The following is a 23,906-nucleotide window of genomic DNA, read 5'->3' as shown; positions in this document are numbered from 1 at the left end:
TCTCTAATAGCGGATAATGCCGTGGTTTTAGAGAACGATGTATTGGTTCCTCCTGATGGGCGAGCAACTTGGCAACCTCTACTACTTTTGCCCCGAGCATGGCGTTAGACTTCAGTGGAACCGACATAGCCCACACGAGCACCGCTGTCCGGTCGATGGCAAAGTACTGACTGGAGAGCCTTACGATGGCGCGTGGTGGCGCTGGCTAAACGGGCTGAATGCCAAAGCCTGTTACAACCTTGGATTGTTGTGGAATATCACTGGCAAAGTAGAATACTTAGACAAAGTTAAAGATATTCTCAGCCAATACGCTCGGTATTATCCTGATTACCAAGTGCATGGGGGTATTCCCTATAACGGCCCAGGCAAGGCTAACGCCCAAACACTCTGTGAGGCAAACTGTCACTTAGATCTTGCTCTCGGCTACGACCTGATAAAAGCTTCTCTATCCCATGAAGAAAGAGCAACCATTGAAAGCCGCCTACTACGTGAAGGCGCAGACTTTTTGATAGAACATCGCAGTCCACAGCTACACAACCATGAGATGAAGATCAACGCCACCATAGGGGTGATCGGTTTGATCCTCGGTGAGGCCTCGTACTTAGATTTCGCGCTTAACACCGATTACGGCATTCACTATCAACTTAATCATGGCAGCTCAGAAGAAGGGATGTGGTTTGAAGGATCAATCCACTATCACTACTATGCTCTGCAAGCGCTCCTAAGCTTTGAGAAGCTCGCCCGCAATACCGCATACTCTGTCAGCTCAAACCCTAACTTCGTAAAGATGCTTAAGTTTCCACTTAACTTGGTGCTTAATACCGGTGACTTCCCTCGCCTCAATGACTGCATTGCTGGTCAGGAAAGGCTCACCCACTCCCAGTTGTTTGAGTTCGCCTATTCACAGTACCCCTGTGAGCTGTTCGCCAGCGCGCTGGCGAGTATCTACCAAAACACAGCCCGAGATAATATCGATGCTCTACTCTACGGCGTAGAGTCTCTGCCTATCGCGGCCCCCCTGAGCTGCCAGTCAATTCACACCACCCACGCCGGCATTACTATTCATTATGACAAAAAACATAATAACGCTATGTTATTCAAACATAGCCCCTATGGCGGTGAGCATGACCACTATGACCGTTTAGGCGTGATATTGGTTCGCAACGGTAAGGAAATTCTGCCTGACTTAGGCACAACCGGCTATGGCGCTGAGCTACACTACGGTTACTACAAGAACAGTGCAACCCACAACACCCTAGCAGTTAACCAGCAAAACCAACCTCCTACCAACCCACGACTGCATCATTATCATAACGGTCGTCAAGTAACGCTGATCGATGCCGTGGTAGATTGGAATGAGCAAGCGCCCAAGGTTGATAGTCATACCATTGTTCAGTGGGACGACCTGGCATACCAAGGCATTATCTTTCGCAGGATAATGATTTGCCTGGGAAGTGCATACATTGAACTAAACCAAATAGCTAACCCTTTCAGGCAACAACTGGACCTGACCTACCATATTCGAGGCCAGCACTTGTCGCTCGAGTCGATGGACCCATGTGATAATCCTCAAGGCGGCCCATTATCAAGGATGCACACTACGCATATCAGTTCCCCATGTCGGACCGCTACTCTCAGCTATTCCATCGATAGCCAAACGCCGTTTAACCAACACTTTTGGTTTGATAGCGAGTGTCAACTACTGTTGGGTTATGCTCCCGACAACCCCGCAACACACGACTTGGCCTACTCAATCGCGAAGTCGACACAAACCCAATTAAAAACAGCAGTGCTACATGACCTGTCCCCACGCGGGAACTTACAGCTAGCATCTCTAGAATGGGCAGAGAACCGAGTATGCATAACTGTCACTGAAGGTCCCCAAAGACAACAAGTCAACTATTGCTTGGAGACCAAGGCAGTAACTCACAAGATACTGGTGTAATTGGGGCTTCGGGCTTCGGGCTTCGGGCTTCGGGCTTCGGGCTTCGGGCTTCGGGCTTCGGGCTTCGGGCTCGATTTGGTGCCACGGGAATCGCGGTGTCAAGGAGCTAATTCCAAAATGACTCGCTTTTCTCAGTAGTGATAACGACACGAAATGACCGTAACTGCGTAGTCATCCACCGCATAAACCAGTCTGTTAGTATCATCGATGCGGCGAGACCAGAAGCCAGAAAGGTTTTCTTTTAGCGGTTCTGGTTTGCCGATTCCTTCGAAGGGGGAACGCTTAACATCTTGGATAAGCTTGTTGATACGTTTTAGCGTCTTCTTATCTTGGGTTTGCCAATACAGGTAGTCAGCCCAAGCGTCGTCAGTCCACGACAACAAACGCTGACTACTCATCTAGCAGCTCCCGCTCCGTTGTCTTACCAGCCCGGTACTGAGCAATGGAACGACTCAGATGTTCAGCATTTTGGGGCGAGCGCAGCAAATGAACCGTCTCCATAAGGCTGTTGTAGTAGTCCAAGGACATCACTACTGCATCTTCAGAGTCTCGACGAGTGATAACCGTGGTATCGGCGTCATTCACCACACCATCCAACACTGCCTTCAAACTGTTTCTTGCTTCGGTAAAAGATACGATTTTCATAAGGCCCACTCATATGTACAATTTATTGAACAAGTATATGTTCAAGCATTCTACTTGTACAACCCGTAAGTCATGTATAAGCAACGCTTCTGTAGTGCTACCCGTTAACCGCCGACAATAAACTGATATACCACCAATAAAAGTAAACCCAACCCACCAACAACGTTTTATTTCCCAAAAGTTTCATAGCTTCCTACCGCACCGTGCACCACTTCCCCTTTTCAACATCCCAATGTTTCATCGCCCCCAAAACGCGTGTCCACGCACAGTGGTAAAGGCCATGCTCTGCCTACTATCTCCCTAATATTCATGCGCATGGTGTAGGCAATTATCTTCTGCCAGCGCGAACGACGGCGCCCGCAAGCGCCCTGTTGGAGATACCTCAATGTCGTTGATTGACTTAAATGGCGAGTGGCAACTGAGCTCACCGCAACACCCTCATATCAGTGTTCCCATGACCCTGCCGGGCGACAACCATAGCGCCCTATTGGCGGCCGGACTGATTGAAGACCCCTACTACGGCACCAACGAGAAGAACGTACAGTGGGTCGGCGAATCGGAGTGGCAGATCAGCCGAAGTTTCATGGTCGATGAGCAGACGCTCAGCGCCAGTGCACTGGACCTAAAACTGGGGCGGGTGGATACCCTGGCCAAGGTGCTAATCAACGGTCAAGAGGTGCTTGAGTGCAGCAACATGTTCCGCCTGTATCGGGTTGATATTAAGCCCTTCGCAAAGCTTGGCGATAACCAGATTGAAGTGCGCTTTGCCCGCGCCGATGTGGAGGCCAAGGCGCGCGCGGAGCGTTTGCCCTTCCCTATCCCGTCATCGATGGGCAGCAACAACCAGATCCCGCATATGAACCTGCTGCGCAAAACCCAATGCCATGCGGGTTGGGACTGGGGGATCTGCTTGATGGTGTCCGGGATCTACGATGCCATTGAGCTGGTGCCGGTGCGCGAATGCCGCTTAGAGCGCGTGAGCACCGAACAGTTTTGGCAGCGCGATGGCAGTGTAGTGGTCAAGGTCAGTGTGCAGCACGACCCAATTGCCGAGCAGCTCATTGAGCTGAGCTTCGGCGAACTTAAACAGCAGATCAGCAGCGATGCCAATGGCTGCAGCTGTGCCAGCTTCCACATTGAGCAGCCCGAGCTGTGGTGGCCTGCAGGCTATGGCGAGCAGCCGCTTTATCCACTCACCGTGAGCTTGGATGGTCAGCAGATCAGCAAGCGCATCGGCCTGCGCAAGCTGGTGCTCAACGATGCCGAAGATAGCATCGGTTCGGCCATGGAGTTCCAGCTGAACGGCTTCCCCATCACCGCCAAAGGCGCCAACTGGATCCCGATTGATGCGCGCCCGAGTAACGAGTCGGAAGCGCACTATCGTCAGCTGTTGCAAAGTGCTGTAGATGCCAATATGAACATGATCCGGGTATGGGGCGGTGGCCAGTATGAGTCGGATCTGTTCTATCAGCTGTGCGATGAGCTAGGCCTGATGGTATGGCAGGACATGATGTTCGCCTGCTCGCTCTACCCCTCAACCGATGAGTTTATTGCCGATGTAGTGCCGGAGCTGCGCGATCAGATCCGCCGCCTGCGCGACTACAGCTGTATCGCCCTGTGGTGTGGCGACAACGAGGTGATTGGCGCACTCAACTGGTACCCCGAGTCCAAGGCCGACAAGGTCAAGTACACGGTAAACTACGACCGTCTGAATCGAGTAATTGGCCAAACCGTTCGCGAGGAAGACCCAAGCCGCCGCTTCTGGGCCAGCTCGCCGTGCAATGGCGACCTCGACTATGGCGATGCCTGGCACGAAGACAACCGCGGCGATATGCACTTTTGGGATGTGTGGCACTCGGGTGCATCGTTCAAGGACTACCTGAAGATCCAACCGCGCTTCTGTTCTGAGTTTGGCTATCAGTCATGGCCATCGCTGGCCGAGGTAAAACGCTTCGTGCCCGAGTCGGACTGGAACGTGACCTCTCCCACCTTTGAGAGCCACCAAAAGAACGCCAGCGGCAACAGCATCATCACCGAGATGTTTACCCGCTACTTCCGCTTCCCGGCAAGCTTTGAGCAGATGCTCTACCTTAGCCAAGTGCAGCAGGCCATCGCGATTAAGACCGCCTGTGAGTACTGGCGCTCACAGAGCCCGACCTGCCGCGGCATGCTCTACTGGCAGCTCAACGACAACTGGCCGGTAAGCTCCTGGTCGAGCATCGAATACAGCGGCCGCTGGAAGCAACTGCACTACCACGCCAAACGCTTCTTTGCGCCGCAGTACATTCCCTTCCAGGAGACCGAAGACGCTATCACCCTGCGCCTTAGCAACAACAGCCGCAGTACTCATGCGCTAAAAGGCCGGGTGTATTGGATGAGCTGGCAGGGCGAAGTACTAGGACAATGGGACTGGCAAGCCCAAACCGAGGCCGATGCCAACCAAGTGGTGTGGTCGCTGGACAAAGGCCAATGGCAGTCGCACGCCGATACCGGCTTCTTCTTCGCCGAGCTGTTCGACGCTGATAGCGGCGTGGCCGCGTTGCAAAACACTTGGTTCCCGATCCCTGAGCTAAAAGGGGTAGCCATCGAGAAGGCGAATATTTCTGTGGGCATCAAGGGCGATAGCATCGTGCTTAGCAGCGATAAACCGGCCTTCTTCGTTCACTTGGAGCACGACGGCGATGGCCGCTTTAGCGACTCCAGCTTCACCTTGCTACCGGGCCAGCCAAACACCGTGCGCTACTTGGGTGATGATCTGGGTAGCCTGCAGCAAAGCTTGCGGGTCTACGACCTGAGCCACAGCTACTAAGGATGCCGAGCATGACTACCACGCTGTACAAGCTTGATAACTGCATCCAACACTACCAATGGGGCAGCCCAACGGCCTTCCGTGAGATGTTTGGCCTGAGCAACGAGGCGCAGCAGCCACAGGCAGAGATCTGGATGGGTGCGCACCCGAAGGGCAGCTCACAGCTCTCGGGCAGTCAGCTCAAGCTCTCGGAGCTTATCGACCAGTCACCCAAGAGTGTACTGGGCGATTACACCTACCAGCGCTTTGGCGAGCTGCCCTACCTGTTTAAGGTATTGGCGGCGGCCAAGCCGCTGTCGATTCAGGTGCATCCTAATCGCCATAAGGCGCAAGCGGGCTATCGCTTCGAGAACCAACGCGGAATTGCGCTGGATGCCGCCAACCGCAACTACAAGGATGCCAACCACAAGCCCGAACTGGTGTATGCGCTCACCCCCTACACCGCGATGAACGGCTTCCGGCCGATTGAGCAGATCCTGCTGCTGTTTAAGCAAGCTGCCATTAACGCTTTGCAAGCGGAGCGCGATGCCCTGCTGGCCAACCCCACAGCCACCGGGCTAAAGGCCTTCTTTGCGGCGGTGATGAACCTGAAGGGCGCACAAAAACAGCAAGTACTGAACCAGCTAAAACAAGGTCACTTACAAGCCGCTCAAGGCTCACTGGCCCACGCTGCCCACCGCTTGATTGAGCGCTTTCGCGACGAGTACCCGGATGATATCGGCCTGCTCTCACCACTGTTGCTGAACGTGGTTGAGCTGGCCCCCGGCGAGGCGATGTTCCTGCATGCCGAAACGCCCCACGCCTACGTGCAGGGCGTGGCACTGGAGATTATGGCCAACTCCGACAACGTGCTGCGCGCCGGGCTCACTCCTAAGTACATCGACGTGGATGAGCTAATCGCCAATACCCGCTTTGTGCCGATCCCACCGGACACTCTGAAGCTAGCCAGCTATCAGCAGGACAACAAGCGCTGCTACCCAGTGCCGGTGGATGACTTTGGCTTTGAGGTGCTCACTGTCGATCCGCAGGGCCACCAGCAATACCTGCGCGGCGCCGAGATCTTGTTCTGCATCGAAGGCGAAGTGAGTATCTGCGCCGGGCAGCAGCTGCTCACCCTCAGTGCGGGCGAGTCAGCCTTTGTCTGTGAAAGTGCTAAGGTCTACCGCTATCAGGGCCGAGGTACGCTGGCGCGGGCGTTTAACTGAGCAACAACATACAGGCCGTATTAAGCGGCCTTGTTGTAAAGAATCCCGTTAGGGTTTGCTTGTCAGGCCGATTCCAGTTCAAATAGCGCGCTTGTTTTCTCAATTTAACTTCGCTCTATAAGGATCGACCATGAAGTATGTGGGAGCCCACGTCAGCGCCGCCGGTGGCGTTGAGAACGCGCCGCTCAATGCCGCCAAACTCAATGCCAAAGCCTTTGCCCTGTTCACCAAGAACCAACGCCAATGGCAAGCCAAGCCGCTTACCGAGAAGAGCATTCAAGCCTTTAAGAAAAACCTCAGTGAGGCAGGTATCGCCCCCGAGCAAGTGCTTCCCCACGACAGCTACCTGATTAACCTCGGCCACCCGGAGGCCGAGGCACTGAGCAAATCCCGCAATGCCTTTGTCGACGAGCTGGAGCGTTGCCACCAGCTGGGCCTGCCGCTGCTGAACTTCCACCCGGGTAGTCATCTGCGTAAGGTCAGCGAGCAAGATTGCTTGGCGACCATCGCCGAGTCGATCAACCTGGCCCACCAGCAGGTACCCGATGTGGTCGCCGTGATTGAGAACACCGCCGGTCAGGGCAGCAACCTCGGTTGGCGCTTTGAGCACCTGGCCGAGATCATCGAGCAGGTAGAAGATAAAAACCGCGTGGGCGTATGTATCGATACCTGCCACGCCTTTGCCGCAGGCTACGACCTATCGAGCATGGAGGCGAGCGCCGAGAGCTGGAGCGAGTTTGCGAAGGTTGTGGGCTTTGAGTACCTACGCGGTATGCACCTCAACGATGCCAAAAGCACCCTAGGCAGCCGGGTCGACCGCCACCACAGCCTTGGTCAGGGCAATATCGGCTGGGACGCCTTCCGCTTTATTATGCAAGACCCACGCTTTGATGGGATCCCGATGGTGCTGGAAACCATCGACGATACCATTTGGGCTGAGGAGATTGCCGCGCTGTATCAGCTTCAGCACAGCTAACAGCGGCGAAAGTGAGGAGGAGAGCGGGCACTACTTGTAAGCCCGCCAATCGACGCCAAGCTTTTTCATCCGGGCGCGCAAGGTGTTGGGGTTGAGCCCCAGTAGCTGAGCCGCCCCATTAGTACCTTCCACCACCCCATGGCAGTGAAGCAACGCCGCTTGGATGTGTCGCCGGTTCACTTCGTTGAGATCCCAGACCTGCTCGGCGTTTGTCTGGGAAGGGCTACCAGTAGCATGCGCAGAGATGTGAGCTGGAAGCGTTGCCACCCCCAAGGCTGCCGTGATGTTGAGCACACCGTTCTGGGCTAACAGCGCAGCGCGGTCGATGACCGAGGCCAACTCACGCACATTGCCCGGCCAGTGATAGCCCTGTAGTGCCAGTAAGTCTTCGGCGGCCAACCGCAGCGGCGGCAGGCCAAAGCGCTTACAGGATTTGGCGGCGAAATGGCTAATCAGCTCAGGCAGGTCTTGTAGCCGCTCCCTAAGCGGCGGGATACTTAGCGGGAATACCACCAAGCGATACCACAGGTCTTCACGAAACCGGCCGTCGGCTATCATCTGTGGCACGTTGCGGTGCGTGGCCGCCACGATCCGCACATCCACTTTGAAGGGGGCTTGCCCACCCACTCGCTCAACCCAGCCATCTTGCAGCACTCTTAACAGGCGGACCTGAGCGACCAGTGGCAGCTCGGCCACTTCATCGAGCAGCAAGGTGCCACCATTGGCCCGTTCGAACCAACCACGATGCTGGCTGGTTGCACCGGTAAACGCGCCCTTTTCATGGCCAAACAGCTGCGAGTCGATAAGCTCGGGCGGAATAGCGCCGCAGTTACAGCGTATAAACGGCTGCTCAGCACGGGTGGACAGGCTGTGTAAGGCCCGGGCAATCACCTCTTTACCGCTGCCCGACTCGCCCATCAGCATCACCGGCGCAGGCACACTGGCCAGTTGCTTAACCTGTTGCACCACCCCTGCTAAACCGCCTTCTGCGCCAACAATACGACCACTAAGTAAGCCTTCTACCGGCACAGCGCTCTCAAAGCTGCCGCTATCCAAGTGCAACTTTAGGCAGGCCGCTAAGGGCTCTGCCACCTCTTGTAGCGCCTGCTCCAAAGCAGGCTCCGGCTTGGCGGCACTGGCCAACGACAGGCGAAGCAGGTAGGGCTGTTGTCGATACACGCCGAGCCCCAGCAGCAAGGTAGATTGCGCCAAGCCGAGGCTTAACTCTTCAGGGAGCAGCTCACTTCGCAATAGCTGTAGCTGCTCGGCGCAGCGCGTCAGTGCATCAAGTGACTCCGGCTTGCTGATAGCGAGCTGGAATGGGTTTTCTGTCTGACCATCTATAGACAGCGACTCCAGCCTTGCTTGCTGGCGATCCAAATACAACACCTTTAGCAGCAGCGGGCCTTGCAACTTGGCCAGACCCAAACTGGCTTGCTGCAGACAGTGAGTGATATTGTGCGGCTTGCCAAGGCTTTGCCAGCAGGCCAAGACTAAGCCAGAGAATTGCTTCATACCGCCCTCATATTTAGTAGTTAATCATTAACAATGCTACCAAATATAGCAGGCAGTTCCACGATATTTGGTGACAGCGATCACCATCATAAAAAATAGTCTTTATATTCAAATAGTTAAAAATAGGCACGTTGCTTGATTCGTCATGGGGTAAATCACTGAAGAATAGGAACTCCTATGACGACTGCACTGCTTACCCTCCCCAGCCATCTGCTGCGCCTAAGACGAGTACAGCTCAGCCTGCTACTGATTACAGCCTGCCTGCTGGCACTCACTGCGCATGGTTGGCTAACGCTGACCGAACCCCACCAGCTAACTCCCTTGCTGCTGGTGTTCTCTGCCGCTTTTTGCTGTGAATATATCGATTCGAGTCTGGGTATGGGCTACGGCACCAGCTTAATCCCGCTGCTGCTGCTGGCCGGCTTCGAACCTCTACAAGTGGTGCCATGTATCTTGCTGAGTGAACTGCTCACCGGCATTGCCGCCACACTGATGCACCATCGTGATGGCAATGTAGATATCCTTGGCGATCGCCAAGCGCGCGGGGTGGCGGGCTTATTGGGGCTGCTTAGCGTACTGGGTGCGGTGGTAGCGGTGAGCTTCGCCGTTAGCATCTCGAAGCAGCACCTAACGCTGTTTATCGCCGGCGTCATCCTGCTAACTGGCGTGATTACTCTGCTCAACGCCAACAAGCGACTGCGCTTTCGCTTAGGACATATCCTTGCCATCGGCACTCTGGCAGCCTTTAACAAGGGAGTGAGCGGTGGCGGCTATGGGCCATTGGTGACCTCAGGCCAAGTGGTGTCGGGGATCTCGGCGCGTAAAACGGTAGCGATCACCTCATTTAGCGAGGCCCTCACCTGTCTGGTTGGTTTGCTGGCCTATATGCTACTGCTGGAGCAGATCAACTGGAGCCTGGCCCTGCCGTTGAGCGCTGGCGCCCTGTGCTCAGTACCACTGGCCACCTTCACCGTACGCGCGCTAAAAGAGCAACTGCTGCGTCGGCTGGTAGGGAGTTGCTCACTGGCCCTCGCCTGCTTGATGATCATCAAACTGTTTGTGTAGACGATAAGGGGCAAGTCTTGTGCTGAGTCGCCCTTGCTTGATGAGCTTGCTTTCTTTGATGTACTTTCATTCTGTCTTACCCCTAACGATTGTCAGAAATATTTACACTAAAGGGGTAGAAAACATGGCTTTCCCGCCACCCCAAGCCATTTATTCTTAGTTGATTCTGCTGTTTCTGGTCCAACCAAGGCAAATACATCATAAAGCTAAACAGTACATCGCCTTGCGTGACATACATTTTATATTTACAGCTTTTGCTGCCATTAACTTTTACACCACCCTATTAACCGCGTTAATGGATGAGCGTAACCACATGTAAATTATAAATTTTTACGAATGGTACGGTTCCTGCTATTTGCCAAGAGTAATGCGCTCTGTTTGTTTGAACGCTTAATCTAAGGGAACTGATTATGAAAGGATCTATGAAGGCAGTATTGGGTCTTGCTGCATTATGTATAAGCTCTGCACCCAATGCTCTACTGATAAATGCCAGCGATCTCTACTTGAATGTCACTGGTGATTACGGACGTATCGGACCATACAACCATATGGTTATTGAAAGCTCGTTTATATCTAGCGTTGATAGCGCTGTGTGTGTTGACAGCAAGAATTGTACACCTACATCTGACACATTTTGGGATATAGGATTTGGCCAAGTAGCTATGTTGAAAGAAGGCGGTATAGCCAGAGAAACTGGAATCGGCGTGGACTATTTGTTGGATTTCACCTTCGACAATGTCGGAGGGCTCTTTGAAGACGGTGTAGCAATATACACCCATGGCTCTATAAACGTGACTTATCGAGCATTCGATGATCAAGCTGGAGACTTTGTCGACCCAGAGCAAGGTATTCAAGTTTTGGATTTGATACTCAAAGAAGGTCAAGTGGCATACGGGGATATTCCCGTTAACGGGATATTTAACTTCGATTTTCTGGATGAAATGGATGCTGATGACGCTGAATTTTCTAAAAACTTCTTTGCCCTTGGTTGGGGAGGGGACATCATTAGCATATTTGACTTGGTGACTAGTGACGATTATTCACATGTCGACCCAAGATGGTTTTACTCCTTCAACGTTACCGACATTGAGAATATGCCTTATAAAGACAATGGCGATGGCACGTTTAGTCGAACACTCAATGGCTCTAGTGGTCAGTTCTATGTTGTCAGCGAACCCGGTGTACTTGCGATGTTTGGCCTTGGCTTATGCCTGTTAGGCGTACGCCGTCGTCAGCGTCGCTAGTAACCCGAGCAACAACGCGTTCCAAAACCAAACCAAGCCTAAGATCAAGCCAGCCCCCAAGCTGGCTTTTTTGCGCCTTAAACCTTAGCCACCTTTGAACAAACTGGCTTTTATCCCCGCTAACAAACTCTCCACACAGGCCGCATCGTAGCTCTGCGGGTCGCTATGCCAGCGCTCGAAGCAGCCACTGATAAAAGCCACATACAAGAACACCGCCGATGAGGGCGTGTGAAAGTCCTGCAAATAGCCGCCCGCTTCGATGGCCTGAAAGGCCAGCAGCATCTTGCGCTTCTCTTCGTCGCGCTGGGCTTGAGTATGCGCCAAAAACTCATCGTCACCATGGGCTTGCAAGCTTACCTTGACCAAGGCTTGCATCTGCGGGTCGTCGAGCAGCTGACGGAGCAGGCGTTCGGCTATCAACATCATCCCTTGGGGCAGCTCCCCAGGGGTGCGCATGCCGATCTCATCGAACAGCTCGCCATAGGGCTCGAGTAGCTGATCCCACAGGGCACAGACCAGTGCAGCTTTGTTCTCAAAGTGCCAATAGATGGCACCACGGGTCAGCCCGGCATGACTGGCGATCTGTGCCAGCGTGGTCTTGGCCAAGCCCTTCTCGGCAAACACGGCGGTTGCGGCGGCTAACAAGGCCACCCGGGTCTGGGCGGCCTCTTGTTTGGTACGTCGCGCCATCGATTAAACTCCTTCTACGTCGATGTTAGTTTCGCTCACTTGCAGAGGCTCCTGCTTGACCACAGGCCCGGTTACCACAGGTTTAGTTACCTCAGACTTGGTCAACAGCAGATAAAACGCCGGGATCACCACCAAGGAAATCAGGGTTGACGCCACCAGCCCATAAACAATCGCCATACACAGCGGATACCACTGCGGGTCGCTATAGGCCAGCGGCAACAGACTCAAGATGGTGGTTAGGCTGGTGCTGAGGATCGGCCGCAGGCGATCCGCCGCACCCAAACTGGCGGCCTGAGCCACACTTTCACCACGGCGCAGATGCTGGTTCATGGTATCCACCAACACAATGCCGTTGTTCACTGCAATACCGGCCAAGGAGACGATGCCGATAAGCCCGGAGAAGGACATCACCGTGCCGGTGAGGAAGTACCCAAAGAAGGTACCGATCATCGCCAGTGGCACCACCAGAATAATAATCAGCGGCTGGGCGAAGGAGTTAAACATCAGGCTAAGCAACACAAAGATCGAGCCCATCGCCACCAAGAAGGCGATCCCCATCTGCCCATAGCTCTCATCGGCCTTGGTCACCTCGCCACCAAAGGCGTAGCGATAGCCCGCCGGCCAATTCTCGCTTAGCTCGCTCATCACCTCTTGCATGTCAGCCACCACTTCCGCCGCGGTGCGCCCTTCAGCCCGTGCCGTAACAGTTACGGTGCGTTGCCCTTCACGGTGGACAAACACCCGCGGAGTCGGCTGTACCTGAAACTCCACCAACTCGCGCAGCGGTACCACCCGCCCCTGCTGGTTGAGGATCGGCAGCTGGTTTAGCTCGGCGATATGCCTTGGCCCGCCTTGGCTGCCCAAGCGGCTGGGCCACAACATACTGAGGCGGATTTTCGGGTCGTCTTCCACCCCTTCCACCTTAAAGTGGCCAATCTCATCCTCTTCCATGGCGACCCGGATCTGCTGGGCCAGCTCGCCCTCACCGATACCGTGGAAGCTGAGCATCTCATGGCGCGGGAAGAAGCGGATCTCGTTTAGGGCTGGCCCTAGGTTGTCTGCCACATCGCTGCTACCGGGAATGCTTTGCAGCTGACGCTTAACCTCAGCCGCCAAGTGAATCAGTTGATTGTAATCGGCACCAATTAAATCGATCTGGATCGGTGCCGCGGTATCGGGGTTTCCGCCGATGTGCACCAGCTTCACCGTCAGACCCGGTTCATCAAACAAGGCCTTGTCCAGCCCTTGGCGCAGCGGCTCTAGGTATTCAAACGACAGGCTATCGCGCTGATCTTTGGGCAGCAGCGTCAGGCTGAATCCCACCTGATTCCAAGCCTCGCTCGGCAGCAGCGCATCGTTGAGGTTGGCGGTGGTCATCGGGCTCTTGGCGCCCACGTAGGCGATGATCTTCTCGATATAGTCTTGCTCGAGTAAAAACTCGCCCGCCTTATCGGCGACACGTTGCGACTGGGCCAAGGTGGCGTCGGGAGCGAGTTCAATAGACACACCAATCTTACGATCATCCGCCTCTGGGTACATCTCCGAGGGCAACAGGCCCGCGATATGCAGGCTAAAGGCAAACAGGCAAAACGCGGCGACGCTCCAGACAAGAGCATGTACACGGCTGGCCAGTACCCAGCGGCTTAGCCAGTTGCTCAAGCCCTCGCGCACCCGTTCGGCGAATTTGTCCATCAGCAGCGGCTGGCTGTTGGCGGCATTCTTCTCCAGCATGTAGCGCGACAGTGGCAAGCAGACCAGGAAGGCGACAAACAGGCTTAGCAGCAAGGTCACAGTAATGGTGATTGGCAGGATGCGGATAAACTTGCCATCGATCCCGCCCACCATCATCATCGGCACCATCGCCAAAATCGTGGTGAGCTGACCGGCGGTAGCCGGCAAAGCAAACTGTTTGACCGTGGCCATAGAAGCCTCGGCGAAGCTGAGCTGGCGGACAAACAGGTTCTCATGCATCCCTTCCATCACCAGGATGTACACGTCCACCATCAGGCCGAGCGCCAGCACCATGCCGATCATAATCATCGAGTTAAAGCTGTAGCCCAGCGCACCCATGGTGGCGAGCACTGCCAGCATGGTTACCGGCAGCGCCAAACCGGCGATTAATGCCTCACGCCAGGTGAGCAGTAGCATCAGTACCGCAAACACGATCACCACCGCTTGCAGCATCGAGCTGGATATATCGTTAAAGGCCTGTTCGATCAGCTCGCCGTCATCGTTGATGTGGGTCATGCTCAGGCCCTGCGGCCAGTCGGCCTGACCTTGCAACTCCTCCACCAAGGCAATGGTGGAGTCGATAACGGCAAAGGTATCGGCGCCCGGACGTTTCAACACGTCCAGCGTAACCCCGCGTTGGAAGGGCTCGCCATCGATGCTGAAGTAGGTGCGGCTGCGCTCCCGGTCGAGGCGCAAGTCCACCTCGGCCAGCTCATACAAGCGCACGGTACGCTCGCCCAAGCGCAATATTGGTAGCTGTTCCACCTGCTGCACCTGCTCAAAGCGCCCTGCCAAGTACATGGTGAAGGTGTTCTCTTGGGCCTCAAACTCGCCCCAGGCCATATCCAAGTTGGCCGCCTGGATACGCTCGCGTACCAACAGTGGGGATATTCCTAACTCGCGCAAACGCGACGGGTCGAGCCGCACATGCAGGCTCTTCTCGCGCATCCCGACGATATCGACTTTTTTCACCAGCGGCAGCTGCTCGAAGGCGCGCTCAACCCGCTTGGCGGTATCGGTAAGCAGCAGGTCGTCAACCTCACCACTCCCCGCCTTACTGCTATTCACCTTGCCACTGAGCGACCAAGAGATCACCGGCATATTGGAGACCGACATCTCTTCGATCTCCGGCTTCTCAATACCGGCGCCGCTGGGGAACTCCGCCTCGGCCTTGTCGATGGCATCGCGCAGTAGCTGCATCGCCTCGAGCATCGGCATATCGGCATCGAACTCCACCGCAACCACTGAGAAGGAGTTGTAGGAGCCGCTGGAGAAAGTCTTCAGCCCTTTTAGCGCCAGGATCTCATCTTCTAAGTGCTTAGTAACCTCTTTCTCCACCTGCTCCGGCGCGGCGCCCGGCCAGTAGGTCAGCACAATCGCCGAGGGGATCTCCAGGTCGGGATAGTTCTCGCGCACCATGCCGTTGTAGGCGAGTATGCCGACCAACAGCACCATCCCCAGCAGCAGCTTGGCCAGCTGGGTTTCAACAAACAGTTTTTTGGTGAGTCGCTGCATCTCTAGCGCTCCACCAGATTAACCTGAGCGCCCTCGACCAGCAGGTGCTGACCACGGGTCACCACGGTATCGCCAACTTGTAGCCCGTTGGTAACCTCAACCTTATTCAAGCCCTGTATACCTAGCTCGACATCGCGGATGGTGACGCGCATCTGCTCATCCACCACAAACACAAAGGCCTCGGAGCCGCTAAAGCTCAGCGCATGTAGCGGCAGCGCCAGCACCTCCGGCTTGTTCTGTGCGGCGATCCACACCCGCACAAACTGGCCATCACGCAGCCGGCCATCTTGCTGGGACAGGCGCACTTTGACAGTGAGCGAGCGCTGCTGCAGGTTAAAGGCTGGGCTTACCGACCACACCCGGCCTTGATGGACATTGGCCGCTTCGCTGCCCTGCTCTTCACTGTCCTGCTCTCCGCCGTCCTGTAGCGCCGCCTGATAAAGCTGCTGATCGTCGCTGGCCAGCCAGACGGTTTGGCCCTCTTCGATAAGGTCGGCATCGCGGCCGGCAATCTCGAGACGCACCTCCAGCTCGCTGTCATCGACCACCACAATCGCCGAGCTCAGCTCACGTTCACGGTCGCTGGCAGCGCTCATCGGTAGGTAGTAGTGGTTGTCTTCGACGATGTTCATTGCCGAGATCACCCCATCGAAGGGAGCAAACAGGCTGGTTTTTTCCAAGCTGATGGTGGCGCGGTTTAGCTCGGCGCTCAGGCTCTTGGCCTCGGAATCAATTGCGGCGAGTGCGCTTTCGGCGGCAGTGACCGAGGCTTGGGCGTTCAGCCAGGCGGTGTTGACCCGGTCGAACTCGTCTTGGGAGATCAGCCCGCGCTGATGCACCTCTTTCATTCGCTGGTAGTTTTGCTGATTAAGCGTGCGCTCGTTCTGCGCTTGCAGCAATCGCGCCTCTAGCTCGCGCCGCTGCGCCGCCACGGCTTGCAGTTGCGATTGCAGCGAGGTGACCACCGCGCTGTTATCGCGGCTGTCGATCTGCGCCAGTAGCTGACCATGATTAAGCTCGCCCTGCGGGCCAAACACCCGCGAGCCAGCGCGCAGTTCGGTGCCATCTTGTTGGGTGCCAATCGCCACCACCTTGCCGGGGTACTCAAAGTCGAGGAAGGCCTTACGCTTGGCCTTGATGGTGCCCTCGGAGAATACCCAACGGCTGATCGACTCGGGCTGCACGGTTACTACTTCCACCTTGGCAATCGGCAGCTGGCGCTGCGCCATCGCCGGTTGGTTCAGCAGCTGCACATAGCGCACCATCACCAGAGCCAGCAAGCCCAATACAATCAACAACAACGGCATGCGTTTAGCCCAGTCGGGCAGACGCGTAAATAAGCTCGCCATAACGCTCTCTCACTACTTAATCAGAAACGCCAGGAATTATACATACATTCCTGTATGTATAAATAAGCCACATCAAGATACAGACGAGTTTCCAGCGCCATCATGCAACTATTAGCAGGCTTTGCACTCTTACTCAGGACGAAACAGCGCAACTAAGCAGCAGCTACTCAAAACCGGACAATTTGCCGTGTTATCTTGGTCAAAGCTGCTATACCATCAAATTATCAACTAGTTATCCTTGGAGAGACTCAATGAAGCCATGGTGGATGCTGGTGCTTACCCTATTGGTAAGCGTGGCAACTGTTACGAGCGAGGCCGCCAGCCGCTCAGTTCAACCACAGCCAAGTGACCAGCGCATCGTGCTGGGGCGTACCGAGTTTATTCACTTCCCCACACTCCCCGAGCTGAACGGCGCGCCGCTCACCGGCAAAATCGACACCGGCGCCGAAACCACCTCGATGCACGCCGAAGATATCCATGTGAACAGCAGCAATCCCCTGTTCAGCGAGCTCAGCGATCAAGCCCTGATGAGGGCAATTGGCGAGCACTACGGCAAGGTAGAAGATTCTTGGTGGCTGGAAGAGTTCGACAATGACCAGCGCAAGATTAACGCCACCGTCAGCTTCACGCTGGTCAACCCTCACGGCGGTGAGCGAGTAAGCCTGACCAAACCATTGGCCCGCTTAAGCCTGATCAAAGGCCGCGGTGACGACGAGAGCCAATACCGCCCAGTGGTTCGCTTAGAGCTAGACATCGGCGGTAAGCGAGCGCTTACCGACATTAACCTAACCGACCGCAGCCGCTTCAGCTACCCGGTACTGATTGGCAAGAGCTACCTAGCAGATGCCGCCTGGGTGGATGCCGGTGCCGACTACTTGGGAGAGCAAGCACAGGCGCGCATGTTAGGTCGTCAGGAGAAGGCGTGGTTTGAGGGCATGCCGATGAACGTCAGCTACACCTTCTCCAGTCGCCACAGCATGCTACATGCCATGAATGTGGTGGTTGATGAGCAGGCGGGCACAGTCAGCTTCAGCAGCGAAGGCACCAAAGGCAAGCCGCAAACCTTAGAGCTGCCGCTCTACAAGATGCTCAACTTTAGCAATGCCAGCTACCCGATGGTGTATATCCCAGTTTATTGGCAAGCGCCCGATAAGGCCGGCGCCGAGCCTGACCATCTGCTGGTTTATCTGAAGGACCGCAGCAAGCTGTCCTCCCAGCTTCGTCTCGGTCTGGAAGCGCAAGCCCAGCACTACCAGATTGCCCTCGATCAGAAGTTTATCGCCAAGAAAGATATGCGCTGGTCGAGCTTTGCCATCGACAATCCGCAAGCCATTGAGATCAGCAACCTCGAGACCCTGCTGGTCGATGGCCAGCCGGTCACCGCAGAGCCTGCGACCGGCGTCAATACGCCACTGTTAGATGTCAGCAATATCGTCAGCAGCGGCAGTGGCAAGGGCCGCAAGGTCAGCTACCTACTCACCGACAACCAAGGACAGCGCCATGAGCGGGTGTCACCGCAGCTTAAACGCATTGCAGTAGGTAAAGAGAGCCGCCCGGTCATCGATGCTGAGCTGCAGCTGGGCGAGCAGCTGCTGGAAACGGAAGTCGCGCTGCAACAGAGCGAGGCTGCCAGCAGCCCCTCGATGCTGCGGATTGGCCGCGGCCTGAGCGATGAGCACTCGGTGGTGGTAAACGTGCGTCGTGAGCAGCGCCTGGCGCTGACGGAGCAATACCGCGCCGGGTACATCGAACAAGTGGAGCTGGAAGGGATGAGCTTCCCAGCCAAGTTGGATACCGGCGCCGATGTCAGCTCGGTGCATGCCGACCATATCGAGCGTTTCCAACGCAATGGTGAGGAGTGGGTACGCTTTAGCTATCGCGACCACTTCGGCAACAGCCGCGAGTTCACCAAACCGGTCAAGCGGATCATGCGCATCCGTGCCCGCGCCGGTGAGACCGCCGCCGAGCGTCCCGTGGTAGAGCTAGACGTCAAGCTCGGGCCACTTGAGCACAGTGTCGAGGTCAACTTACAAGATCGCTCGCGCTTTGAGTACCCGATGATCCTCGGCAAGAACTTCCTACGCCACGGCTTGGTAGTAGGCAGCAACGAGCAGTTCCTGCTAACTGAAAAGTAACGACGATACCCGAATCACCTCAAGATGCGGGACTCAGAGGAACTCAATGTCTTTAGGGCGAGGCGAAAGTACGCAGGAATGGTATCCCCCTTTCAAGTGCTTTCAACGACGAACTATAGACATTGAGTTCTTCCCGTAGGGCGAGTTTTCCAAGCCCTCATGCCGCGAGACTGTTCTTTGAATTAAATCACTGAGCCTTCCAATCGTGCCTTGCCTAAGGGCTTGTAACACCTCGCTGAGCGCGTATCTTGAGGTGGTTCGGGTATAATACTTTGCCAGCCAGTACCCTTTCGGTATGCTGGTTGGCAAGCTTACTCACGCGACGGTATTTCAGCTTGAAGATCGATATTTCAGTTTTTTTCAAAGGCATGGCCATGGGCTGTGCCGACTTGGTGCCGGGAGTCTCTGGCGGCACCATCGCCTTTATCAGCGGTATTTACTATCGCTTACTCGATGCGATTGGCCAGTTTAAGCCGAGCCTGTGGCAGGTGTTTCGCCAGCAAGGGTTTAAGGCGGTACTCAAGCAAGTGGATGCGGGCTTTTTGGCCACCTTGCTGGCTGGCATTTTTTTTGCGATTGCCTCGCTGGCGCGGGTGATCAGCTACCTGCTGGAGAATCAACCGATTGCCATCTGGAGCTTCTTTTGCGGGCTGATCCTGATCTCCTTTGTGATGATCGTGCGGCAGATAAAAAGCCGCAGCCCGTCGGTATGGCTGGCTGCCTTGGCCGGATTCTACATCGCCTACTTGATCACCTTCGCCCACCCCATCGCCCTCTCCGATGGCTACCTTGGGGTGTTCCTCGGCGGCATGATTGCAATTTGTGCGATGATCTTACCCGGTATTTCCGGCTCGATGATCCTGCTACTGCTGGGCTTGTATCAGCCGGTGTTACTGGCGGTCAAATCCGCTAATTTGCCGCTGCTGGCCTGCTTCGCCATCGGCTGCGCCACCGGTCTGGCAACTATCGCCCATCTGCTGTCTTACCTGCTGAAACGCTTCCACGACCAAACGCTGGCCTTACTAAGCTGTTTGATGCTTGGCACCTTAGGCAAGATCTGGCCGTGGCGCGAAGTGATGAGCTGGCGTACCAACTCCTCGGGTGAGCAGGTGCCGCTGTTTGAACGGGCAATCTCGCCATGGAGCTATGAGCAACTCACCGAGCTGCCGGCGCAGATCCCTGTGGCGGTAGTTTGTTTGGTACTGGGCTGCGGCATTGTGTGGGCGCTGGAGCGCAAAGCGCGTTACTAATATTCAAAGGCTAGCCACCAACAGCAAAAAGCCCTTGGCGCATAACACGGCAAGGGCTTTTGTTTTTTAGGTGGCGGCAGGCTAGGCTTGATCCTGCTCTTTTTGGAAGCGGCCGCTGAGCAACTGGCCGCGATTGCGCATGCAATACCAGTTGTAGAAAGGGTAGCCAATCAAGCCAAACACGGCGGTGATCGCCCCGTTACTAAACGGCGAGATAATCACCGTGATAAGCACACCAAAGAAGTCTGCGCCTTGAGACAGAGTGTACAAGGCCATCAGCAGGCCCAGCAGAAAACCTACCCCAAAGCCCACCAGAAACAACAGCTTCATCAGACTCATCAGATCAAGCTGCATGCGATAACGTTCGATCAATTGTTCTCTCCTGTTGGATGGCCGCTTTCCAGCACCACCGTTGCGAGCGCGTAGTGGCGCTCATCACTAATACTAATATGGGCCGATACCACGCCCAACGCTTCGGCCCGCAGCTTGGCCTGCTGGCTAAAGTGCAGCAGCGGCTGACCGCTGGCGGCATGGCTAATCTCAAAATGCTGAAAGCTAATACCTTGGGCGATACCGGTGCCCAGCGCTTTCGCTGCCGCCTCTTTGGCCGCCCAGCGTTTAGCCAAAAAGCGCCCGGGCTGAGCACTTTGCTGCATCTGCTCCAGCTCGGCGGGGGTTAACACCCGCTTGGCTAGCGCCGCTTGTTGGCGGGAACCGCTGATCCGCTCGATCTCGACGATGTCGGTTCCCAGACCTACGATTGGCATAGCTACCGCCTAGCTAGCAGCTTACGCCGCGCGCTTGCAGCATCAGCTGCTTCATCTCGCGCACTGCCGCGTCCATGCCCACCAATACCGCACGGGTGATAATTGCATGGCCGATATTCAGCTCGAAGATCTCAGGCAGCGCCGCAATTGGCTTCACATTGTGGTAGTGCAGACCATGGCCAGCATTCACCTTCAAGCCCTTGTCGGCAGCGTAGCTGGCAGCCGCAGCCAGCTTCTTCAGCTCGGCCTGCTGCTCGGTTTCGTCGGTGGCATCAGCGTAGTGGCCGGTGTGCAGTTCGATATAAGGAGCCCCCACCTCTACGGCAGCATCGATTTGATCATCATCGGCATCGATAAACAGCGATACCTGAATACCGGCCTCTGATAGCTTGGCCACCGCCTGGCGAATGTGCTCCACATTACCCGCCACGTTCAGGCCACCTTCAGTGGTGAGCTCTTCACGCTTCTCAGGCACCAGACACACGAAGTGAGGTTTGTGGGCCACGGCGATATCGACCATCTCGTCGGTCACCGCCATCTCGAGGTTCACCCGGGTTTGCACGGTTTGCACCATCACAGCGACATCGCGGTCGATGATATGACGGCGGTCTTCACGCAAATGAATGGTGATGCCATCGGCTCCGGCAATTTCGGCAATACTCGCAGCAAACGCAGGATCGGGATAGCTGGTCCCACGTGCCTGTCTTAGGGTTGCCACGTGATCAACGTTGACACCGAGTAGAATCTCACTCACTTCCTGTTCCTCTTAATAGTGTTAAGACTGTTGTTCCCCGGCGTCTTGGGCCGGAGATATCTGTTTAAATAGGGCGCGCGAGCGTAGCTCGCGTCCGTTCAGCAACTGGGCGATAAGCTGCCGACAAAACTGCCTGGCCAGCGGTAGTTGCTCGTCGCTGCCGGTAAAATTGCACAGCTGGGCGATCTGCTCACCACTATACGAGCTGTGGCCTTGGGCGGGATAAAACCCACGAGATAAGGAGTAGCTATAGTTTTGCTGGGGTAGCCAATCCTCTGGCAGACTCAAGGCGAAGCCTAGCTCCCGAAACAGCTGAAACTCAAACTGACGCAGGCTCCGCTCGATGGGTTTAGCCGCGGCTAGCTCCAGCAGGCACTGTCGATAGCATTGATACAGCTCGGGATAGGGGCTGTGCTCATCCAGTAGATGATACAGTAATTCGTTGACGTAGAGGGCACTAAATAGATGCTTGCCAAATAGCGGCAAGGCGAGGGTCTGCGATTCGGCGTTGAGCAGGTTAACCAAGCCGCCGTTACCGGCGCTCAGCCCCACCAACAGTGGCGCGCCGGGCTGTAGTAAGCTGCGCAAGGGCGAGCGCTTGTTGCGTGCGCCTCTGGCAACGGCGGTGAGCTTCCCGCGTGATTCGCTGAAGAAGGTCACCAATAGGCTGGTTTCGCGATAAGCCCGACTATGCAGCACAAAGGCCGGACTTAAGTCGTGGCTCGCCAATCCTTAGTCGTCTCCGTAACCCAGACTACGCAGGGCGCGTTCATCGTCGGCCCAGCCGGATTTCACTTTCACCCACATCTCAAGGAAGACCTTGTTATCGAACAAGCGCTCCATATCCATGCGCGCCTCACGGCCGATGGTTTTGAGCTTCTCGCCTTTGTTACCGATAATCATTCGCTTCTGGCTGTCTCGTTCCACCAAGATCAAGGCGTTGATCTGATAGACGCCGTTCTCCTGCATTTTAAACTGCTCGATCTCAACCGTGGTTGAGTACGGCAGCTCCTGACCGGTGAAACGCATCAGCTTTTCACGCACAATCTCAGAGGCCATAAAGCGCGAACTACGGTCAGTCACATAGTCTTCAGGGAAGAAGTGGACGTTCTCGGGCAGGCATTGCTGAGCCCACTCGCGCAACTGCTCTACGTTCTTACCGTGCTTGGCTGAAATTGGCAGGATATGGGTGAAGTTGTGCTTCTTGCCCAGCTCTTGCAAGTGCGGCAGCAGCTCTTCTTTCTCTTTGACGTTGTCGATCTTGTTAACCGCCAACACCAACGGCACCTTCATGGTCTTGAGCTTGGCCAGCACCATCTCGTCGTCGCTGGTCCAGCGGGTGCCTTCTACCACAAAGATCACCATCTCAACGTCACCTAGCGACGATGAGGCAGCGCGGTTCATCAAGCGGTTAATCGCTTTTTGCTCGTCGCTGTGCAGCCCCGGGGTGTCCACGTAGATGGTCTGGTAGATATCATCGGTATCGATGCCCAGAATACGGTGGCGGGTAGTTTGTGGCTTCTTAGAAGTAATGCTGACCTTTTGGCCCAACAAGCGGTTGAGCAGGGTCGATTTGCCCACATTCGGGCGACCAACAATGGCGACAAAGCCACAGCGAGTATCGTAATTCATCACAGGCGCTCCAGTACATTTAGAGCCGCTTGTTGCTCCGCCTTGCGACGGCTGGTTCCTTCAGCGACAACCGGTTGTTGCAAGTCCTCTACCTCACACTGCACGGTAAAGCGCTGATTATGCGCTTCGCCACTGACGGCGATCACCGTGTAAATCGGTAGCGGTTTTTTCATCGCCTGCAGCTTCTCTTGCAGGCGGGTTTTCGGATCTTTTTGATTGATGCCCGGCTCGATAGCCGCCAGTCGCGACTGATACCACTGGTGCAGCAACTGCTGGGCAGTGGTGATATCGGCATCGAGGAAGATAGCGCCAATGATCGCTTCAAGCGCATCGGAGAGGATCGAGTCGCGGCGGTAGCCACCGGATTTCAGCTCGCCAGAGCCCAGTTTGAGGCAATCGCCCAGCTCAAACTCACGGGCGATATCGGCCAGAGTGACCTCTTGTACCAGGCTGGCACGCATTCGGCTCAGGTCGCCTTCTTTAACTTCCGGGAACTGGCGATACAGGGCATCGGCAATTACCCAGCCCAGCACTGAGTCGCCCAGAAACTCCAGGCGCTCATTATGCTTGCTGGCGGCGCTGCGATGAGTCAGGGCCTGTTCCAGTAGTGCGATATCAGCGAACTGATATCCAATCACTCGCTGCAAGCGAGCTAACTTATTGGCATGCATCTGCGCAT

At 55.6% G+C, this 23,906-nt stretch carries 20 protein-coding genes; 8 read left to right on the top strand and 12 right to left on the bottom strand.

Annotated elements, in window-relative coordinates:
• The first annotated feature begins 37 nt into the window (after positions 1 to 37).
• A complete protein-coding gene (locus G462_RS22175; protein WP_211234196.1) occupies positions 38 to 1,945 on the top strand; it encodes a heparinase II/III domain-containing protein in 1,908 nt (635 codons plus the stop codon).
• A 131-nt stretch (positions 1,946 to 2,076) separates the two neighbouring features.
• On the opposite strand, the gene G462_RS0108620 is transcribed toward G462_RS22175, so the two are convergent.
• Together G462_RS0108620 and G462_RS0108615 are read right to left on the bottom strand one after the other, a co-directional pair.
• The gene (locus G462_RS0108620; RefSeq protein WP_026958648.1) at positions 2,077 to 2,343 is read right to left on the bottom strand and encodes a Txe/YoeB family addiction module toxin; all 267 of its coding nucleotides are present in this window, start codon (positions 2,341 to 2,343) and stop codon (positions 2,077 to 2,079) included.
• Positions 2,336 to 2,590 (bottom strand): type II toxin-antitoxin system Phd/YefM family antitoxin, encoded by a 255-nt coding sequence (locus G462_RS0108615; RefSeq protein ID WP_026958647.1) that lies wholly within the window; start codon positions 2,588 to 2,590, stop codon positions 2,336 to 2,338. Before G462_RS0108615 ends, G462_RS0108620 begins: the two co-directional genes overlap by 8 nt.
• Positions 2,591 to 2,975: 385 nt before the next feature.
• On the opposite strand from G462_RS0108615, the gene G462_RS0108610 reads away from it, so the two are divergent.
• The 3 genes from G462_RS0108610 (at position 2,976) to nfo (ending at position 7,580) form a co-directional block, all read left to right on the top strand.
• Complete coding sequence (locus G462_RS0108610) at positions 2,976 to 5,399, top strand: beta-mannosidase (RefSeq protein WP_026958646.1); 2,424 nt, start codon at positions 2,976 to 2,978, stop codon at positions 5,397 to 5,399.
• Between the two features lie 11 nt (positions 5,400 to 5,410).
• Positions 5,411 to 6,604 carry a mannose-6-phosphate isomerase, class I gene (gene manA / locus G462_RS0108605; RefSeq protein ID WP_026958645.1) on the top strand — a complete coding sequence of 398 codons (1,194 nt, stop codon included), beginning with the start codon at positions 5,411 to 5,413 and terminating at the stop codon, positions 6,602 to 6,604.
• A gap of 130 nt (positions 6,605 to 6,734) precedes the next feature.
• Positions 6,735 to 7,580, top strand: a complete 846-nt coding sequence (nfo, locus tag G462_RS0108600; protein WP_026958644.1) for a deoxyribonuclease IV — start codon at positions 6,735 to 6,737, stop codon at positions 7,578 to 7,580.
• A 30-nt stretch (positions 7,581 to 7,610) separates the two neighbouring features.
• On the opposite strand, the gene G462_RS22170 is transcribed toward nfo, so the two are convergent.
• Entirely contained in the window at positions 7,611 to 9,095 is a 1,485-nt protein-coding gene (locus G462_RS22170) for a sigma-54 interaction domain-containing protein (RefSeq protein WP_051326623.1), read from the bottom strand.
• 177 nt (positions 9,096 to 9,272) lie between these two features.
• Between G462_RS22170 and G462_RS0108590 the strand changes: the two genes are divergently transcribed.
• The gene (locus G462_RS0108590; protein WP_026958643.1) at positions 9,273 to 10,160 is read left to right on the top strand and encodes a sulfite exporter TauE/SafE family protein; all 888 of its coding nucleotides are present in this window, start codon (positions 9,273 to 9,275) and stop codon (positions 10,158 to 10,160) included.
• Positions 10,161 to 10,570: 410 nt separating this feature from the next.
• A complete protein-coding gene (locus G462_RS0108585) occupies positions 10,571 to 11,404 on the top strand; it encodes a PEP-CTERM sorting domain-containing protein (protein ID WP_026958642.1) in 834 nt (277 codons plus the stop codon).
• 84 nt (positions 11,405 to 11,488) lie between these two features.
• Here the strand turns inward: G462_RS0108585 and G462_RS25040 are convergent, their stop codons facing one another.
• The 3 genes from G462_RS25040 to G462_RS0108570 are packed head-to-tail and all read right to left on the bottom strand — an operon-like array spanning position 11,489 to position 16,689.
• Positions 11,489 to 12,094: a TetR family transcriptional regulator gene (locus tag G462_RS25040; protein WP_051326622.1), complete on the bottom strand. Its 606-nt coding sequence runs from the start codon at positions 12,092 to 12,094 to the stop codon at positions 11,489 to 11,491.
• 3 nt (positions 12,095 to 12,097) lie between these two features.
• Positions 12,098 to 15,340 carry an efflux RND transporter permease subunit gene (locus tag G462_RS22160; RefSeq protein ID WP_051326621.1) on the bottom strand — a complete coding sequence of 1,081 codons (3,243 nt, stop codon included), beginning with the start codon at positions 15,338 to 15,340 and terminating at the stop codon, positions 12,098 to 12,100.
• A 2-nt stretch (positions 15,341 to 15,342) separates the two neighbouring features.
• Positions 15,343 to 16,689 carry an efflux RND transporter periplasmic adaptor subunit gene (locus tag G462_RS0108570; RefSeq protein ID WP_026958641.1) on the bottom strand — a complete coding sequence of 449 codons (1,347 nt, stop codon included), beginning with the start codon at positions 16,687 to 16,689 and terminating at the stop codon, positions 15,343 to 15,345.
• A 251-nt stretch (positions 16,690 to 16,940) separates the two neighbouring features.
• Between G462_RS0108570 and G462_RS0108565 the strand changes: the two genes are divergently transcribed.
• On the top strand, positions 16,941 to 18,824 hold the full coding sequence (locus tag G462_RS0108565; protein WP_026958640.1) for a putative ATP-dependent zinc protease: 1,884 nt from the start codon (positions 16,941 to 16,943) through the stop codon (positions 18,822 to 18,824).
• 368 nt (positions 18,825 to 19,192) lie between these two features.
• The gene (locus G462_RS0108560; RefSeq protein ID WP_211234197.1) at positions 19,193 to 20,074 is read left to right on the top strand and encodes a DUF368 domain-containing protein; all 882 of its coding nucleotides are present in this window, start codon (positions 19,193 to 19,195) and stop codon (positions 20,072 to 20,074) included.
• 81 nt (positions 20,075 to 20,155) lie between these two features.
• Here G462_RS0108560 and G462_RS0108555 read toward each other — a convergent pair whose 3' ends face one another.
• Genes G462_RS0108555 through rnc form a run of 6 tightly spaced genes read right to left on the bottom strand, consistent with a single transcriptional unit; the run spans position 20,156 to position 23,898 of the window.
• Positions 20,156 to 20,446, bottom strand: coding sequence for a hypothetical protein (locus tag G462_RS0108555; RefSeq protein ID WP_026958638.1), 291 nt, complete (start codon positions 20,444 to 20,446; stop codon positions 20,156 to 20,158).
• Positions 20,443 to 20,841: a holo-ACP synthase gene (gene acpS, locus G462_RS0108550; RefSeq protein ID WP_026958637.1), complete on the bottom strand. Its 399-nt coding sequence runs from the start codon at positions 20,839 to 20,841 to the stop codon at positions 20,443 to 20,445. The genes G462_RS0108555 and acpS overlap by 4 nt, the downstream gene beginning before the upstream one ends.
• 13 nt (positions 20,842 to 20,854) lie before the next feature.
• Positions 20,855 to 21,595, bottom strand: coding sequence for a pyridoxine 5'-phosphate synthase (gene pdxJ / locus G462_RS0108545; protein WP_026958636.1), 741 nt, complete (start codon positions 21,593 to 21,595; stop codon positions 20,855 to 20,857).
• 21 nt (positions 21,596 to 21,616) lie between these two features.
• Positions 21,617 to 22,324 (bottom strand): DNA repair protein RecO, encoded by a 708-nt coding sequence (gene recO / locus G462_RS0108540; RefSeq protein WP_026958635.1) that lies wholly within the window; start codon positions 22,322 to 22,324, stop codon positions 21,617 to 21,619.
• A 3-nt stretch (positions 22,325 to 22,327) separates the two neighbouring features.
• Complete coding sequence (era, locus tag G462_RS0108535) at positions 22,328 to 23,227, bottom strand: GTPase Era (RefSeq protein ID WP_026958634.1); 900 nt, start codon at positions 23,225 to 23,227, stop codon at positions 22,328 to 22,330.
• Complete coding sequence (gene rnc / locus G462_RS0108530) at positions 23,227 to 23,898, bottom strand: ribonuclease III (RefSeq protein WP_026958633.1); 672 nt, start codon at positions 23,896 to 23,898, stop codon at positions 23,227 to 23,229. Before rnc ends, era begins: the two co-directional genes overlap by 1 nt.
• Between the last annotated feature and the right edge of the window lie 8 nt (positions 23,899 to 23,906).

The organism is Aliagarivorans taiwanensis DSM 22990 (genome assembly GCF_000429505.1).
GTDB classification, from domain to species: Bacteria; Pseudomonadota; Gammaproteobacteria; order Enterobacterales; family Celerinatantimonadaceae; genus Aliagarivorans; species Aliagarivorans taiwanensis.
This window is presented reverse-complemented; position numbering and strand designations above follow the sequence as displayed.